Raw genomic sequence first — 15,687 nt, forward strand, 5'->3', positions numbered from 1 at the left:
GCTTCGCTGACCCGTCCTCCAAGACTGTAGGCCCGGTAAGCGTTAGCGCTACCGGGCTTTTTTTACAACTTACCCAACACGCTAAACCACAGATAATCCAGCGGCAGAAGAAGCAGATATGTTGCCGTCGCCAGCGCAATACACAGCAGCATCCCCGCCCTCGCAGGCACTTTCCCAAGCGCCATCGCCACCACAATCGGCGAAGCCTGATACGGCAGTAGCGGTGTGGAATACCCCAATACCTGAATCATAATTACCGACAGCAGCGGGAACCCAGTCGCATCGGCAAAACTTTGCGCCAGAGTGGTATACAGCGCCGGAACGCCGTTCGCCGTCATAATAAAATTGAGTGCGGTGGTAATGCCGGTCAGCGCGAGAAAGCTGGTAAATGGTTTTTCCGCATCCAGCGGCATCACCTGTAACAGCGCCTCGCCCACTGCACTGCCAATGCCGGTCTGGGTAACGGTGATTGCCAACCCCAGAATCCCCGCCACGTAAATGCAGGTCCTGATATTTACCCCGGAGGAAAACTCATCACCATTGATAAAGCCAACCCGTGGTAGCAGCGTGATAACCGCCGCCGCCAACCCGGTCCACGCAGGCCCTATACCGTGCCAGCTTTCACTTACCCACAGCAGCAGCACCACTGCTAGCATCCATGCCAGACGTTTTTCATCCCGGCTCATTGGTTCCGCTGGCGTGAGATCGCGCGGTGCGTGGGGCTTGCCAGGGAACAGCCAGCAGATAAGCATGATGAGCACCGCGCCTTTCAGCCAACCCAGAACCGGCGTATGCAGCAGCAAATAGGGAAGATAATTGAGGTGGATGCCGTAAGAGCCTTCCGCCGCGCCGCTCATTACCAGATTTGGCACGTTAGCGGGTAAAATCGTCGCGGAAAGCTGGAACGTCCCAAACCCGACGGCCAGCGCCAGACCATACCAGGCGCGCGTACCCTCGTTAATTCCGGCACGCTTCGCCATTGCGGCAACAATCGGCATCAGCAGCGCAATACGCCCCATATTGGACGGCATCACAAACGCCAGCGCGTAACTGAGCAGCACCACGCTCGCCACCATTAACGGCCAGGAATCGGTCAATCGCGATGACAGCGCTCTCGCCGCCCTGTCCGCCAGCCCCGTTTTGCGAATCGCGATACCCAGCACAAAACCACTAAAGACCAGCCAGAATGCCGAAGACGCAAATCCGCCAAAGATCACATCCGCAGGTGCGATTTTGGCGACCATTGCTACGGCAAAGAACAGCAGCGCCGTTATAAACTCCGGCAGTAGCGACGTCGCCCAGAGCAAGATAGTAATGCCAACCACCAGAGAGGGGATAAACAGAGGGTGTGTAAGCCAGAGCGACATGCCTGTCTCCTGTTGTTTTTTTCAACAAGAATACGGGGACAGACATGCGGAGTAAATGCCAGATTAGGTGGGGTTAACGCAGAATATCACATTGATGATCCTGAATTTCCTCAGCGGAGGCGAGATTGAGCGACAACAGATTGCGCTGGGTCGCCAGCAGGACAAAGGACTCATCGCTCTGACGCACCATCGCCAGCGCATAGCTGCCCATGTGCTCACGCGCATCCGGCACCTCTTCTGCCAGCATCATAAACGGGCTGCGTTGCGCCAGTTCATTTTCCGTGACGCGACGCGCCAGATATTCATGACCGCGCAGCCCACCCGGTAATGGCAGCCAGCGGGTGCTGATTTTCGCTAGATTGTCATCCAGCTGTTTTCTGACATCGGTTCGCAGGCAGGAGATATGAATATGCAGATGATTTTGCGTACGCCCACTACGCGAGTTAATGGTCAGCGATACCGCTTTGTCAGGGATTTCGTGGCCGTATTTTTGGCTCATAAAGCTACGCGCCTGCCAGGCCAACCAGAAAAAGTTCGGCGTTGTAGATTCAATCTGTCAATGCAACACCCCTTTCAATTATCTCTTTCGGTGTTTTGAACTTCAGTGTCTTTCTCGGTCTGTTGTTTAGCTGAGCAGCAACCAGATCTAGTTCATGTTGAGTATATTGGGCAAGACATGTCTTTTTAGGAAAGTACTGCCGAATTAGCCCATTTGTGTTCTCATTTGTTCCCCGCTGCCAAGGACTCTGAGGATCGCAGAAGTAAACTTTAACGCCGGTGCTGACAGTAAATTCTAGATGTCTGGCCAGTTCCATTCCTCTGTCCCATGTCAGTGATTTTCTGAGTTCTGACGGTAAACTCAGGAATTTGTCGGTAAGAGCCTGATTTACTGAGACAGAATCTTTGCCCCTGAGTCTGAGGATGATCGTATAACGTGATTTTCGGTCTACAAGTGTGGCTATATGAGAGTTTTTTGTACCTGAGACTAAATCGCCCTCCCAATGCCCCAGAGAGCGTCTGTTATCGATATTTCGGGAACGTTCGTGAATTGGTGTTCCGTTCACTATGTTAATCGTACCTCTTTCGCCTTTGCGGGTATGACGCCTGCCATGGCGAAGGCTATGCGACCGTCGCAGATGCTGTATATTCAGGTGGTGTAGCGCTTCACGGCTACGAAAGTACAGCGTTTTATAAATTGTCTCAGGTGATATTCGCAGCGTTTTTTGACGTGGTTTTGTTCGCCTTAACCATCCTGATATTTGCTCTGGAGACCATTTCATCTCCAGCTTTTCCAGAACAAGCTTTCGCAATGGTAAATTTTGATCCAGTAAGCACGGTTTTGGCCTTTTCGCCATTCTGTTGGCTCGGTTATTAGCATCAACAGCTTTGTAATAGCGTCTGCCCCGATTACGCTGAACTTCACGTGAGATCGTCGAAGGACTGCGATTCAGCGCAGTAGCTATCGCACGAATGCTCATTTTGGCTGACAAACCAGCTCGTATCTCCTCGCGCTCAGACAGTGTCAGGTGAGCTACAGCCCGCTTACGCTCATGGGGTTTTATGCCGCCAGTATCCCTTAACATAGTGAAGATCGTTCCGGGTTTTGAACCCAGGATATTCGCTATTTCACTGAAGCCTGTTCCGTTCTTCCATAGTTCAAAAACAGAGGCTTTTTCCTCTGCTGTAAATGTTCGTCTCATTCAAAAAACCTCCGCAACCCCATGTTTTCACATAACTGTTGCGTTGACCAATTGAATCTACAGTGCCTGATTTTAACAGCAGTGGGCTTTCTGTACCGTTGATGCGGTAAGTGGGCATCAACAAATATTGCAAAGGGCCATTTCGGTCTTTGAACACCGCATATCCGGCATCTGGCTTCACTTCTGCGCACGGCGCAGGATCCTGCTGCTGCAACTGGTGTGGCAGGCATTGCTGAAGAACAATCTGGCGTAATGCGTCCGGGTTGCCGGTGAATTTCCAGTACCCGATACCTGCAGCAGCGGCGACTACAATCACCGCCAGTAAAAGATAGCCTGCTTTTTTCATTACGCGTTCCCTGTATCTCATTGAAGAGCAAGAGTAACGCAAAACCATGACAAATAAAAAACCCGGTCGCGTTATGCCACCGGGTCGGTAAATCACAGACTTATTTAGCGCTTACTGATCTGGTCAAACGTACCACCGTTAGAGAAGTGCTCTTTCTGCGCTTTCGTCCAGCCGCCAAACTCTTCGTCGATGGTGAACAGTTTCAGCTTCGGAAATGCATTTTCGTATTTCTTCGCAACGTCTGCATCACGCGGACGATAGTAGTTTTTCGCTGCAATTTCCTGACCTTCCGGTGAGTAGAGATATTTCAGGTAGGCTTCCGCCACCGTTTTGGTGTCTTTCTTTTCCACGACTTTATCGACCACGGAAACGGTCGGTTCCGCGAGGATAGATTCACTCGGCGTCACTATCTCGAATTTGTCTTTGCCCAGCTCGTTTGTCGCCAGCAGGGCCTCGTTTTCCCAGGCGATCAGCACATCACCGATACCGCGTTCAACGAAGGTATTGGTTGAGCCACGCGCACCGGAGTCCAGCACTTCAACATTCTTATACAGGGCCTTCACGAAGTCTTGTGCCTTGGCCTGATCGTTGTTGTTGTGGTGCAAGGCGTAGCCCCATGCCGCCAGATAGTTCCAGCGTGCGCCGCCTGAGCTTTTCGGGTTTGGCGTAATGACCGACACGCCTGGTTTGATCAGATCGTTCCAGTCATGAATTTGTTTGGGGTTGCCTTTGCGGACCAGGAAAACGATGGTGGAGGTGTATGGCGCGGAGTTATCCGGCAGACGCTTAATCCAGTTTTTATCGATACGACCACGTTCAGCAATGGCATCCACATCGTAAGCCAGCGCCAGCGTCACGACATCGGCTTCAATGCCGTTAATGACGGAGGTCGCTTGTTTACCCGAACCGCCGTGCGACTGGCGGATCACGACGTTGTCGCCCGTTTCCTGCTTCCAGTGCGCGCTGAAGGCCTTATTGTACTGCTCGTACAGTTCACGCGTTGGATCGTACGATACGTTAAGTAACTGAATATCCTTTGCCAGAACGCTGGTCGATGCCAGCAATAATGTTAACCCTACGCCCCATTTGTTCATCGCCCAGCTCTCTTATGTGGTGTTGTGATGAGCAAAGCGTGCCAGAAAGGTATTCAAACATTAAAGAATAAAAAAAGATTTGCTATAACTTGGGGGAATAAATGCGGGGAATTGTGCCGAATGGTGGTTAGCGGCTCATCAGGCCTACAAGTCTTTACAACCTGTAGGCCTGATGCGCTTAGCGCCATCAGGCGCGGAAAAAACAATCAGTACAGTTTTTTCGCGCAGTCCAGCCAGTCACCTTTGAACGGACGCTTCATGTTTTCAATCGCGTCGATGATGTCGTGGTGAACCAGTTGCTCGTTCTGAATACCTACACAGCGACCGCCGTGACCGGCCAACAGCAGTTCAATGGCATATGCGCCCATACGGGACGCCAGGATACGGTCGTAAGGCACCGGAGAACCACCACGCTGGATGTGACCCAGTACGGTTGAGCGCGTTTCACGACCCGTTTCTTTCTCGATGTAATGCGCCAGTTCGTCAACGTCACACATGTGCTCAGTGATCGCCACAATCGCGTGTTTTTTACCTTTCGCGATGCCTGCTTTGATTTCAGCAACCAGATCGTCACGGCTGAATTCCACTTCCGGAACCACCACGAACTCACAGCCACCAGCAATGGCAGCAGCCAGAGTCAGATCGCCACAGTAGCGGCCCATCACTTCAACGATGGAAATACGCTGGTGAGAAGAAGAGGTATCACGCAGACGGTCAATCGCTTCGACTACGGTACCCAGAGCGGTGAAATAACCGATGGTGTAGTCGGTGCCTTTGATATCGTTGTCGATAGTGCCTGGCAGACCGATGCATGGGAAGCCCATTTCAGTCAGGCGTTTTGCCCCCATGTATGAACCATCACCACCGATAACAACCAGTGCGTCAATGCCACGCTTTTTCAGGTTTTCGATAGCCACGGCACGCACGTTTTCGTCGCGGAATTCCGGGAAGCGGGCAGAACCGAGGAATGTACCGCCACGGTTGATCATGTCGGACACGCTGTAGCGGTCAAGTTGAACCATACGGTCTTCATACAAACCCAGGTAGCCATCATGGATCCCCATGACTTCCAGCCCTTCCGTCAACGCTGCACGTACAACACCACGGATTGCTGCGTTCATGCCCGGCGCATCACCGCCGCTTGTCAACACACCGATTTTCTTAATCATGACTACCTCTGAACTTTGGAATGCAAAATGAAATCTGCTGCCGGAAGTCGATTCCGCATATCGAAACGATCCAACGAATATGCAGATAGTATAACAATCACTTCCTGCTGAATTGATTCAGGTCAGGCCAAATGGTGGTAATTTATACACAAAATGCTGGCCCGGTTCACTTTTTTTACAACGAATTATAAAAGCTCAAACATCTTGCCTTCCTTGGGTACGACCGAACAGGGATCCTGATGAATGATGACATCCGATCCCGGGAAACGCCGTAAAATTGCCTGCTCTACCTGTTCAGCCACTAAATGCGCCTGAACGAGCGGCAGATTATCTTCCATTTCCAAATGAATCTGAATAAAGCGGGTCGGCCCTGACTGCCGCGTGCGAAGATCGTGAGCGCCGCTGACTCCAGGCCATGACGTCACAATATCAATAATTTCCTGACGTTCTTCATCGGGTAAAGCGCGATCCAGCAAAGACTGTACCGCCTCATAACCCATGCGTAATGCACTATATAAAATATAGATGCCAATCCCGAGCGCAAACAAGGCATCTGCGCGATGCCAGCCGTACCATGCCAGCCCAAGCGCCACGAGAATTGCACCGTTCATCATAACATCAGACTGATAATGAAGCATATCCGCCCTAACGGCCTGACTTTGCGTGCGCTTCACCACCCAGCGCTGAAACGAGACCAGAATGATTGTACACACTAACGCAATGATGGTGACAACCACCCCGACGCCAGGATCTTTCATTGGCGTGGGTTGGATGAGATGCTGAATCCCGGTCAGGAATAAAAACAGCGCCGAACCGGAAATAAACATGCTTTGCGCCAGCGCCGCCAGCGATTCCGCTTTTCCGTGTCCGAACGTATGTTCATCATCGGCCGGTTGCAAAGAATAGCGCACCACCAACAGGTTGGTTAACGACGCGGCGATGTCCACCAAAGAATCCACCAGCGCTGCCAGAATACTGACCGATCCGGTGTACCACCACGCAAAAATTTTGATCAAAAGTAACAGCGATGCCATCACGGTCGCCGCGATTGCCGCCCGGCTAACCAGCCGCCCATAGGTTTGATTCATAAACACTCCTGCCAGGATATGCCGCTAGTATAACGGATGAAGTAAAACAGTCAGGCAATAACCGAGTGACAAATTTTGGGCAAAAAAAACCCCCACATCATGTGGGGGAAGACAGGGATGGTGAAGATATTCCGCACGTAACAAACTGGAATAAAAGGATTTATTCTAATCTTCGTCTACATTTTGACTACACTTCGACAAAGAAGCAGCCAGACCTTACCCGTCTGGCTGTTTCGTTTTTGTCCACCCTAAACAATAATACCCCTCTCACTACGGAGGGTTCTCAATGGAAAAAGTTATCACAATTATTGCAGCGGTTGCCGGTCTGGCCTTTTGGGTGGGTTTAATCAGCCCAAAACTGGTGCTTATGCCAAACAGAAAACGCTCATCTGCCGTTTACTTGGTTATCTGCCTGGCGGCTGGAATTGTTGGATCAGTTTTATATCCGACTCAAAAAACTGCGACTATCGCACAAGAGAAAAAACCTGAACCAGAGAAGGTTTATAAATTCGCAACCCAAACGCTGAAAGACTGGAGATTAAGCACACAAGCAAAACGCCATGAATGGATCGACAACTACGCGGAATTTGCAGGCTTAACCAAAACAGCAGCAGGCGATTTTTACAGTTGTGTAAGCGAGTATTCTTACACGAAATCCGAAGGCTTACAGTTGGGTATGGTTCTGGGTTGGTGCAAAACCGACTACGATAACAATCCCGGCTCACTCTCTAAACGCATCAACTTCGACACCTTCGAAGATCAATTCAGCCACTGGAATGGTACTTATAAGCCTTTAGAAGCCCGCATCAAAGAAACCATGCACGACGATTCTTCTTATAAACACGTTGAGACAACGTACCGCCTTTTACTGAAAGATACACCTCACGCCATCGTCAGCACGACATTTCGCGGTAGCAACGTATACGGCGCAATAGTTAAGCAGACCATTTCTGCCGATGTTGATATTAAAACAGGGCAAATAATTAAAATCGTTGAGTAATAAAAACCCGCCAAAAAGGCGGGTTCTTTTTTTTAAAGCGCCAGCGATAACTGATCTTCGCCGTGGTGACTTCGTGGAAACGCTTCTTGTGGCACCATCGCGCCGGGCGCTGGCTGGGTCTGGTTTAGTGAACCGTCTATTTCCGTCATGCTGGTGAAACAGTACCCGCACAACATATTTTGACACTGGTGATAGCTGCGTCGTACAAGCAAACTCAGCTCAACGCTGGTTCTGGTTTTTGCTATTGCACGGCAGCGAGGACAGCGCATTGCCATACGCGGGCCTCCTTTCAGGACTGGTTAATATCAACGCAAGTATAACGCTTAAGACATTGAATCGTCACTCTCCGCTGTCCAGTCGTCGATTTTTACTTCCAGTTCCAGCGACGTGGTAAACCCTCCCCCGCCAATATCGTGAACACACCGCGTTATCGTCCAGTTCCCACTGTCGATCGTGGACTTAAAGCCGTAGACGCTGGCGGGCTGTTCCGGGTACAAATCTGCGCGGCCACGCGCCAGGGTGATGCTGAACGTCGCCGCTCCACGCTGCAACTCCCGCCACTTAGCCGCAGCGGCACGCTTCGCCGCCTTTTCCGTCTTGAAGGTTTTACGGATAACAAAAACGTTACCTTCGGCCCCGGCCAGATAATCACCCTCTTTTTTGCTGGATGCAGGCTCTTTCTTTTTGGCCTGGCTGGTTCGTCGCCTGCGGGTTGTTTTCTTCACGGTAGTGGATGGTTTTTTACCAAAGTTGAGATCAAGCCAGTATGCAGTTACGCCCGTGTACGCGTCGCGGTCAGCTACGTTAAAGCTATGTTTATCACCGCTTGACCGGACTATCTCGATCACCGGCAGCGGCTTGCCGCTCTGCGTCACTCCCTTTCCCGGCGTGATAAACAGAAGCATACCGTTTTTAATGGTTGCCACCGCGCCCAACATTTCGGCCATGCGCGTTAAGAAGCTGATATCTGATTCACTCGTCTGATCGGCGTGGTCTATCTCAATCTTCGCCAGTTCTTCGCTGACGCCCGCACGCAGATCGTAGCGGCTGGCAATGCTGGCGACCACATCCCCCACGGTAATATCGTGCCAGCTATATTCCCTCTTCACGTTGAAGGTATCGCGGAAATCTGCGCTTCTGGCACTGATCGTTAGCTGGTCAGGCGGGCCAGCGTGTCCGATCTCGTCAACCGTATAGACGCCCTTAAAAACCAATGGATCATTATCCCAGCCCAGCGCCACCGATATCTTTGCGCCGCGTGGTGGTAATGCTACCTGCCCGTCTGCATCATCCAGAGTCAGATCCAGCGTGTCCGCTTCAAAGCCCCGGTTATCTGTCAGGGAAAGGGAGATCAGCCGGTTATCCAGCGCCGTAAGCTGATTACCTTCAATTTCAATACTGAACGCCGGGCGCGGCGAATATCGGTTTTCTGTCGTGTCCATATCAACCCCTTCATCATGATGGGGTACATCGTCGCCACGCGCGCGCGCATGAACAACGCCCCGTCATTGTTGCAGGTTGCTGACAACCCTTATTCATCGCATCGGCCTGCCATTGCCGCAATGATATTCGCAGTCATTAAACTGGCGAGGCAAATACATGGCCACTAACCACCATCACGGTGTAACCGTCACGGAAACCACCGACCTTAGCACGATGATCACCGACATTGATTCGGCGGTGATCGGCGTTGTCTGCACCGCTGATGATGCGGACGAAGACGCGTTCCCGCTGGATACCCCTGTACTGATCACCCGCGTGGCTAACATGCTGGGCAAGGCAGGCAAAACCGGCACCCTGTTTACCACCCTGAAAGCGATTTCAGACCAGACCAGCCCGCAAACCATTGTGATCCGCGTTGCCGATGCGTCAAAAATTGTCCCACCAGAAGGCGGCACCGCACAGACACAGGATCAACTGGTTATTGGCGGCACCGATGCAAACGGGCGCTTTACCGGCATGTACGCGCTGCTGTCTGCCGAAATGCGCGTAGGCGTGCGCCCGCGTGTACTGGCTGTTCCCGGACTTGATACGGAAGCAGTAGCCGCACAACTCGGTGTCATTGCGGAAAAACTGCGCGCGTTCGCATATGTAGCCGCGAACGGCTGCAATACGATTGCCGAAGCGAAGACCTACCGCGAACAGTTTGCACAGCGTGAAATGATGGTCATCTGGCCTAATTTCATCTGCTACGACACCAACGCCGGGGCCAATGCCACCGTACCCGTGGGTGCCCATGCTGTTGGGATGCGCGCCAAAATCGACGCAACGCAGGGCTGGCATAAAACCATTTCCAACGTTCCCGTTAATAACGTGCTGGGGATGGATCGGGATATCTATTTCACGTTACAGGGCACCGATACCGACGCCGACGAACTGAACGCAGCAGGCGTTACCACGCTGATCAAGCAGGACGGCTACCGCATCTGGGGATCGCGCACCTGCGACGCGGAAACGTATATCTTCGAAAGCTATACCCGAACCGCGCAGATCGTTGCGGATACCGTCGCCGAAGCCCATTTCGCCTATGTTGATAAACCGCTTACCCCGTCGCTGGTAAAGGACATTGTGGACGGCATCAATAAGAAGCTGACCTCATATGTGACGGCTGGCAAGCTGCTGGGCGCCCGCTGCTGGTATGACCCGGAACCGAATACCTCGGAAACCCTGCGCAATGGTCAACTGACCATTAAGTACAACTACACCCCTGTTCCACCGCTGGAAAATCTCAGCCTGGTACAGGAGTTCACCGACGAATATTTCGCTACGTTTTCCAGCGCAGTGAATAACTAACCGGGGGCGCTTATGGCACTGCCTAAGAAACTCAAATATTTCAATATGTTCTTTGACGGGGATAACTACTTCGGCATGGTGCCGGAAATCACCCCCGCCAAACTCACCAAAAAAACCGAAGACTACCAGGCGGGCGGTATGCCGGGTTCGGTTGCGGTGGATCTGGGCTTCGACGCTGGCGCCCTGGATATGGATATCACGCTGGGCGGCATGGATGCCGGGCTAATGAAAAAATGGGGCGTTACCACTGCGGACGGAATGCAGGTGCGCTTTGCTGGCTCTTACCAGGACGATGCGACCGGCGACGCCGTACCGTGCGAAATCCAGACGCGTGGCCGCTTCACTGAACTAGATCCCGGTTCGGCAAAGGTTGGGGATGATACTTCGCATAAGTACACCCTGAAAAACACCTATTACAAGCTGACCATCAATAGCGAAGAAATTATCGAAATTGATGTGCTCAACATGATCTACAAAGTTGCCGGTGTGGATGTGCTGGAAAAACACCGCGCTAACATCGGCTTATAAGGAAACCCGGCACCATGAGCAAGACCAAAGAAAACACCGTTATTCTTACCGCCCCTATTACGCGCGGTAAGACCAAAATCACCGAAGTGGCGATCACTTCCGTGCTTAAACAGGCTGGATCACTGCGCGGCTTAAAAGCCTATGACGTGCTGACGTCCAACTATGACGCGCTAGTTATTCTGCTGCCCCGCGTTACCGCTCCGGCATTAACCGCCGATGAGATTGCCCGAATGGATACCTGGGATTTTTGCCAGTTAGCCAACGCGGTGGTTGATTTTTTGCAACCCTCTTCGGATCTGACCGCGACGGATACGGGCAACGAATCATCCGATGCCCCTGCGAACGCATAGAAGACCTGATGGCAGATATCGCCGTCATATTCCACTGGCGGCCGGTAGAGATGGACGCCATGACGGTACAGGAAATACTGTTATGGCGTGATCAGGCGGCTGCGCGCAGTGGTGGAGATCACTAAATGGCAGACCGCAATTTAAATATCAGGGTGGCATTCAGCGCCCTGAATAATATGTCCCGCCCTGTCAACGCGGCGCGCCAGAGTGCCGCCGCGTTGGCGTCTCAAATCAATCAGACCAAAACCAGCATTAAAGGGCTCGAGCGTCAGGCAACCAGCTTTGACCGCCTCACCGCAGCCAATAAAAAAACCACCGAACAACTGGCCCAGGCGAAAGAACAGGCCCGGCAAATGGCGGCGGCTTATGGCCCGTTACGCCAGCGCAGCGCCGAACAGGTTGCCGCCCTCAATCAGCAACGTGCAGCCATTCGCCAGTTAACCCAGCAGCAGAAAGGCGAGCAGACGCAGCTTAACCAGTTGCGCGCCAGCTTCTACAGCGAAGGCATTGCGATCAGCAGCGCCAGCCGGGCGACGGAACAGATCAACCAGCGCACTGCGCAATACAATCGCCAGCTTGCCGAACAGCAGCGACGGCTTGACGCTGTAAACCAGGCGCAGGCCCGTTACAACCGCGCTAAAGAAACCGGTGAGAAGCTGCAAAGCACTGGCATGAAGACTGCGGCGACTGGCGCGGCGATAGTGGCTCCTGTCGTCGCCGCCATCAAGAGTTACAGCAGCCTAGAAGACGCCATGAAGGGCGTATCCAAACAGGTGAATGGTCTGCGCGATGATAACGGCAACCGCACGGCTCAGTTTGCTGAGATGCAAAAGGCCATAAAAGACGCCTCCGAAAATCTGCCTATGCCCAACGGGGCGGTTGATTATGCCGCGCTGGTAGAGGGCGGCGCACGTATGGGTGTGGCTAACAGCGATGATCCATGGCAGAAGCAGAAAAAAGATCTGCTGAATTTTGCCAACACCGCCGCCATGGCCTCAAAAGCGTTTGAGCTACCTGCCGATCAGTTGTCGGAAAGTCTGGGTAAGATTGCAGGCCTTTACAAAGTACCGATACAGAATATTGGCGAATTAGGCGACGCCATTAACTATCTTGACGATAACGCCAAATCAAAAGGCTCCGAAATAATTGACGTTCTGTTGCGAGTGGGCGGAACCGCCGATCAGCTCGGCTATAAGAACGCGGCGGCATTAGGGTCTACATTTCTAAGCCTTGGTGAAGGCGCGGAGACTGCTGGCACTGCTGTTAAAGCGATGGTGCGCGAGCTGGGTAACGCCATGGTGCAACCGGATCGGTTTATGGAAGGTCTGGACGCTTTGGGGCTAAGCGCGGAGAAGGTGCAGAAGAACATGGCAAAAGACGCCATGGGCACCATCATGGCGGTCATGGAGGCCACCAAAAAGCTTGACGACGACAAACAGCTAAACGTTCTTACTCAGCTTTTTGGTGATGAGTATGCCATGGCAGTAAGAAAGGTAGCCAACAACCTTCCTGAGCTGCGCAGACAACTAGAATTGACCCACGGCACCGCGGCGAAAGGCTCCATGAAGCGGGAATCCGATATTGATAAAGGTTCCCTTTCATCACAGTGGCAGATAACTAAAGCGGAGTTTGGCAACAATTTCAGCGCGCTGGGCGAAACCATGCGCGGGCCGATGATGGCGATCATGAAATCAGTCGGCGGCGTCCTGCAATCAATCCGGGGCTGGATTGAAGCCAACCCGGTACTGGTTGCCGCCATCATGAAGACCGTCGCGGCGATTGGTGCCATTCTCACGGTGCTGGGTACGCTTATGCTGGCGCTGGGTGCAGTACTCGGCCCGATGGCACTTGTGCGCCTCAGCTTTACCACGTTGGCCGGTGAAGGAGGAATAGCGCGGCTGACTGGTGGAGTAATGCGCCTGGGTGGTGCGTTCCAGTGGCTTGCTGGCTCGCCTATGCAGGCATTGTTAAGCGCCTGCCGCATGGTATTCGGCCCGCTTATCACTCTACTGGCTGGTATTTCTGCGCCCGTCTGGGGGCTGATTGCGCTCTTTGCTGCGGCAGCAGTGGCCGTCATTAAATTCTGGGAACCAATACAGGCATTTTTCACTGGTTTCTTTAACGGCATCATGACGGGCTTACAACCTGTATTTGATGCTTTCAACGCTGTTTTCGCTCCATTAGCCCCAATCTTTGACGCGATAGGCTCCGCTATTAGCGGCGTTTGGGATTGGTTTACAAAATTGCTTGAACCGATCAAATTTTCCAGCGATGCGCTAGAAACTTGCACTACTGTTGGCGAAACATTTGGGAGGGTTCTGGGTACTGCAATAAGCGGTTTGCTTTGGCCGCTACAAAAACTGATGGAGGGTGTCGGCTGGGTACTGGAGAAACTTGATCTAATTCCTGCTGGACTTGATGCAGCAAACGCCAAAGCAGAAAGCCTTAAAAAAGATCCCGTTGTCTGGGAGTGGGATCCGCAGCAAAAGAAAATGGTTAAAAAGGATTGGCAGTGGTCACCGGATAAACCAAACCAACCTAAACCGCCAAAACCACCAATAACGCCGAAGCCAGTTGGCATCCCAGACCTTATGGGAGCGCCAAACTTAACGCCGAAGATGAGCAAGAGTCTGGATAAAATCGCAGACAACACGGGAAAAATGGCGGCAAAAGACGGCCCCGGCGAAATCGTCTTCAAGAATAAGCAGCCCTATATCCCGATCCGGGGCGGATATTCGGAACCGCTTAAGCAGGCGCAGCGCCAGCTACCATCCCTTACGGATTGGGTGACGCAGCAGGCCGGATCGCTGATCGCTTCCGTTACGCCGTGGCAGGTTGAGAAGCCCGCCGCACGGGTGCCCGTTTCGGCGTCGCCGTCTGCGGCTTCCGTCGCTGCGCTGATGCCAGCACCGGGTGGCGATGTATATAACCTTAACTTCGACTTTAGCGGCCAGAAACTGGATGAAGAAACCATTATCAGGCGCGTGCGCGAAGAACTTGCGTTAGCGAAGCAGCAGGCCGACCGGCGCAAGCGTTCCCAACTGACCGATCACGTCTAAGGGCAATATCATGATGATGATTCTGGGGATGTTCCCCTTTTCACTGCAAACCACGCCTTACCAGAGTGCGAATAAAACCAACTCCTGGCGGCATGTCAAAAACGATCGCGTGGGAAAATCCCCGCGCTATCAGTTCATCGGCGCTGATGAAGAACCGTTCGTACTCAGCGGCACGCTGTACCCCGAAATAAGCGGCGGTGATGTGTCGCTTGTCATGCTGGAAACTATGGCTTTTTCCGGGCGCCCGTGGCCCCTGATAGAAGGCACAGGCAGGATCTACGGCATGTATGTAATTGAGCAGATCACGCAAAACCGGACTGAGTTTTTTAAGGACGGGAAGGCAAAGAAAATTGATTTTACGCTCAACCTGAAACGGGTAAGCGAGGACATACGGGAAAAGCTGGCTGAAACGACCACAGACGATCTGTTCTCTCTGGTGAAAACCAACCTTTCGATATAAGAAAAGCGGGCCATTGCCCGCTTCGTCTTCCGTAATACACCACCATAACTGACCGTGCTACAGCACCGTTAAAAGTGACCGTACTCGATACACACGGCCAGCACGGTTATAACCGGCCATGCGTGCCGGAATTCTTATCTCTGGTCGCTGGGAATTTTTTGTAAAGCGTAGATATCCCAACATCATAAATTATGGCAACCCTCCGGCGCGATTCCCCTGCCGCTATTAACCTACCCGCCTGCGCCCATTGTTCTGGTGTTAGTTTTGGACGTCTACCGCCGATCCTTCCCTGCGCGCGAGCGGCCACCAGTCCTGCACGCGTACGCTCGACAATCAATTCTCTCTCCATCTCTGCCAGTGCTCCCATAACATGAAAAAAGAAACGCCCCATTGGTGTTGAGGTATCAATACTGTCAGTCAGGCTGCGGAAGTTCACGGAACGTTGCTTTAGTTCCTCCACCAGAATGACCAAGTTCCGCATACTCCGCCCAAGACGATCCAGCTTCCAGACAACAAGCGTATCTTCTGGAGAAAGGCGCTTTAGTAATTTTTTAAGCCCTGGCCTTTCCGCTGTTCTCCCGCTCATTTTATCTTCAAAAATTAGCTCACATCCTGACCGCTCAAGCGCATCACGTTGCAAAGCCGTGTTCTGGTCATTTGTTGATACGCGCACATATCCAATAAGCATGGTTTTTCATTCCTTTAAAACGATAAATCATGCCATTCGGCTAAT

At 52.3% G+C, this 15,687-nt stretch carries 15 protein-coding genes and 2 pseudogenes; 7 read left to right on the top strand and 10 right to left on the bottom strand.

The genetic code is table 11. The features are described from left to right. Positions 1–62 precede the first annotated feature (62 nt). The 7 genes and pseudogenes from HV314_RS24145 to fieF form a co-directional block, all read right to left on the bottom strand. Entirely contained in the window at positions 63–1,367 is a 1,305-nt protein-coding gene (locus HV314_RS24145; protein WP_016155249.1) for an SLC13 family permease, read from the bottom strand. Between the two features lie 73 nt (positions 1,368–1,440). Next, positions 1,441–1,917, bottom strand: a pseudogene (locus HV314_RS24150) (CDP-diacylglycerol diphosphatase); the annotation flags it as partial. After that, the gene (locus HV314_RS24155) at positions 1,916–3,067 is read right to left on the bottom strand and encodes an IS30-like element IS30 family transposase (RefSeq protein WP_001254932.1); all 1,152 of its coding nucleotides are present in this window, start codon (positions 3,065–3,067) and stop codon (positions 1,916–1,918) included. The gene HV314_RS24155 and the pseudogene HV314_RS24150, both read right to left, overlap by 2 nt. A gap of 66 nt (positions 3,068–3,133) precedes the next feature. Further along, a pseudogene (locus tag HV314_RS24160) lies at positions 3,134–3,413 on the bottom strand (CDP-diacylglycerol diphosphatase); the annotation flags it as partial. A gap of 104 nt (positions 3,414–3,517) precedes the next feature. After that, the gene (gene sbp, locus HV314_RS24165; protein ID WP_016155247.1) at positions 3,518–4,507 is read right to left on the bottom strand and encodes a sulfate/thiosulfate ABC transporter substrate-binding protein Sbp; all 990 of its coding nucleotides are present in this window, start codon (positions 4,505–4,507) and stop codon (positions 3,518–3,520) included. Positions 4,508–4,713: 206 nt separating this feature from the next. Continuing rightward, on the bottom strand, positions 4,714–5,676 hold the full coding sequence (gene pfkA, locus HV314_RS24170) for a 6-phosphofructokinase (RefSeq protein ID WP_003028778.1): 963 nt from the start codon (positions 5,674–5,676) through the stop codon (positions 4,714–4,716). A 185-nt stretch (positions 5,677–5,861) separates the two neighbouring features. Continuing rightward, positions 5,862–6,764 (bottom strand): CDF family cation-efflux transporter FieF, encoded by a 903-nt coding sequence (fieF, locus tag HV314_RS24175; RefSeq protein ID WP_016155246.1) that lies wholly within the window; start codon positions 6,762–6,764, stop codon positions 5,862–5,864. Positions 6,765–7,050: 286 nt separating this feature from the next. Between fieF and HV314_RS24180 the strand changes: the two genes are divergently transcribed. After that, complete coding sequence (locus HV314_RS24180) at positions 7,051–7,764, top strand: hypothetical protein (protein ID WP_088902869.1); 714 nt, start codon at positions 7,051–7,053, stop codon at positions 7,762–7,764. Between the two features lie 32 nt (positions 7,765–7,796). On the opposite strand, the gene HV314_RS24185 is transcribed toward HV314_RS24180, so the two are convergent. Continuing rightward, positions 7,797–8,039 (bottom strand): ogr/Delta-like zinc finger family protein, encoded by a 243-nt coding sequence (locus tag HV314_RS24185; RefSeq protein WP_001251454.1) that lies wholly within the window; start codon positions 8,037–8,039, stop codon positions 7,797–7,799. 48 nt (positions 8,040–8,087) lie between these two features. Then, a complete protein-coding gene (locus HV314_RS24190; RefSeq protein ID WP_154850620.1) occupies positions 8,088–9,206 on the bottom strand; it encodes a phage late control D family protein in 1,119 nt (372 codons plus the stop codon). A 157-nt stretch (positions 9,207–9,363) separates the two neighbouring features. Here HV314_RS24190 and HV314_RS24195 point away from each other — a divergent pair, with 157 nt between their 5' ends. From HV314_RS24195 to HV314_RS24220, 6 genes are read left to right on the top strand one after another with little or no spacing between them, the layout of a single operon-like run. Then, positions 9,364–10,557, top strand: coding sequence for a phage tail sheath subtilisin-like domain-containing protein (locus tag HV314_RS24195; RefSeq protein WP_181546888.1), 1,194 nt, complete (start codon positions 9,364–9,366; stop codon positions 10,555–10,557). 12 nt (positions 10,558–10,569) lie between these two features. Next, positions 10,570–11,085: a phage major tail tube protein gene (locus HV314_RS24200; protein ID WP_001207579.1), complete on the top strand. Its 516-nt coding sequence runs from the start codon at positions 10,570–10,572 to the stop codon at positions 11,083–11,085. Positions 11,086–11,099: 14 nt separating this feature from the next. Then, positions 11,100–11,435: a hypothetical protein gene (locus HV314_RS24205; RefSeq protein WP_000047593.1), complete on the top strand. Its 336-nt coding sequence runs from the start codon at positions 11,100–11,102 to the stop codon at positions 11,433–11,435. Between the two features lie 50 nt (positions 11,436–11,485). Next, positions 11,486–11,560, top strand: coding sequence for a GpE family phage tail protein (locus HV314_RS27465; RefSeq protein ID WP_322928566.1), 75 nt, complete (start codon positions 11,486–11,488; stop codon positions 11,558–11,560). Next, positions 11,561–14,494, top strand: coding sequence for a phage tail tape measure protein (locus HV314_RS24215; protein WP_181546890.1), 2,934 nt, complete (start codon positions 11,561–11,563; stop codon positions 14,492–14,494). It begins immediately after the preceding gene. A 10-nt stretch (positions 14,495–14,504) separates the two neighbouring features. Then, positions 14,505–14,954 carry a phage tail protein gene (locus tag HV314_RS24220; RefSeq protein WP_000979934.1) on the top strand — a complete coding sequence of 150 codons (450 nt, stop codon included), beginning with the start codon at positions 14,505–14,507 and terminating at the stop codon, positions 14,952–14,954. Positions 14,955–15,060: 106 nt separating this feature from the next. Here the strand turns inward: HV314_RS24220 and HV314_RS24225 are convergent, their stop codons facing one another. Then, the gene (locus tag HV314_RS24225; RefSeq protein ID WP_021567694.1) at positions 15,061–15,642 is read right to left on the bottom strand and encodes a recombinase family protein; all 582 of its coding nucleotides are present in this window, start codon (positions 15,640–15,642) and stop codon (positions 15,061–15,063) included. Between the last annotated feature and the right edge of the window lie 45 nt (positions 15,643–15,687).

The sequence above is a fragment of the Citrobacter sp. RHBSTW-00887 genome (genome assembly GCF_013728095.1).
GTDB classification, from domain to species: domain Bacteria; phylum Pseudomonadota; class Gammaproteobacteria; order Enterobacterales; family Enterobacteriaceae; genus Citrobacter; species Citrobacter braakii.

Excerpts from the sequence above, each read along its gene's own strand:
- HV314_RS24155 (WP_001254932.1), bottom strand. The coding sequence starts at position 3,067 with ATGAGACGAACATTTACAGCAGAGGAAAAAGCCTCTGTTTTTGAACTA.
- HV314_RS24195 (WP_181546888.1), top strand. The coding sequence starts at position 9,364 with ATGGCCACTAACCACCATCACGGTGTAACCGTCACGGAAACCACCGAC.
- HV314_RS24205 (WP_000047593.1), top strand. The coding sequence starts at position 11,100 with ATGAGCAAGACCAAAGAAAACACCGTTATTCTTACCGCCCCTATTACG.
- HV314_RS24190 (WP_154850620.1), bottom strand. The coding sequence starts at position 9,206 with ATGGACACGACAGAAAACCGATATTCGCCGCGCCCGGCGTTCAGTATT.
- HV314_RS24180 (WP_088902869.1), top strand. The coding sequence starts at position 7,051 with ATGGAAAAAGTTATCACAATTATTGCAGCGGTTGCCGGTCTGGCCTTT.
- sbp (WP_016155247.1), bottom strand. The coding sequence starts at position 4,507 with ATGAACAAATGGGGCGTAGGGTTAACATTATTGCTGGCATCGACCAGC.
- HV314_RS24220 (WP_000979934.1), top strand. The coding sequence starts at position 14,505 with ATGATGATGATTCTGGGGATGTTCCCCTTTTCACTGCAAACCACGCCT.
- pfkA (WP_003028778.1), bottom strand. The coding sequence starts at position 5,676 with ATGATTAAGAAAATCGGTGTGTTGACAAGCGGCGGTGATGCGCCGGGC.
- HV314_RS24200 (WP_001207579.1), top strand. The coding sequence starts at position 10,570 with ATGGCACTGCCTAAGAAACTCAAATATTTCAATATGTTCTTTGACGGG.
- HV314_RS24225 (WP_021567694.1), bottom strand. The coding sequence starts at position 15,642 with ATGCTTATTGGATATGTGCGCGTATCAACAAATGACCAGAACACGGCT.
- HV314_RS24145 (WP_016155249.1), bottom strand. The coding sequence starts at position 1,367 with ATGTCGCTCTGGCTTACACACCCTCTGTTTATCCCCTCTCTGGTGGTT.
- HV314_RS24185 (WP_001251454.1), bottom strand. The coding sequence starts at position 8,039 with ATGGCAATGCGCTGTCCTCGCTGCCGTGCAATAGCAAAAACCAGAACC.
- fieF (WP_016155246.1), bottom strand. The coding sequence starts at position 6,764 with ATGAATCAAACCTATGGGCGGCTGGTTAGCCGGGCGGCAATCGCGGCG.
- HV314_RS24215 (WP_181546890.1), top strand. The coding sequence starts at position 11,561 with ATGGCAGACCGCAATTTAAATATCAGGGTGGCATTCAGCGCCCTGAAT.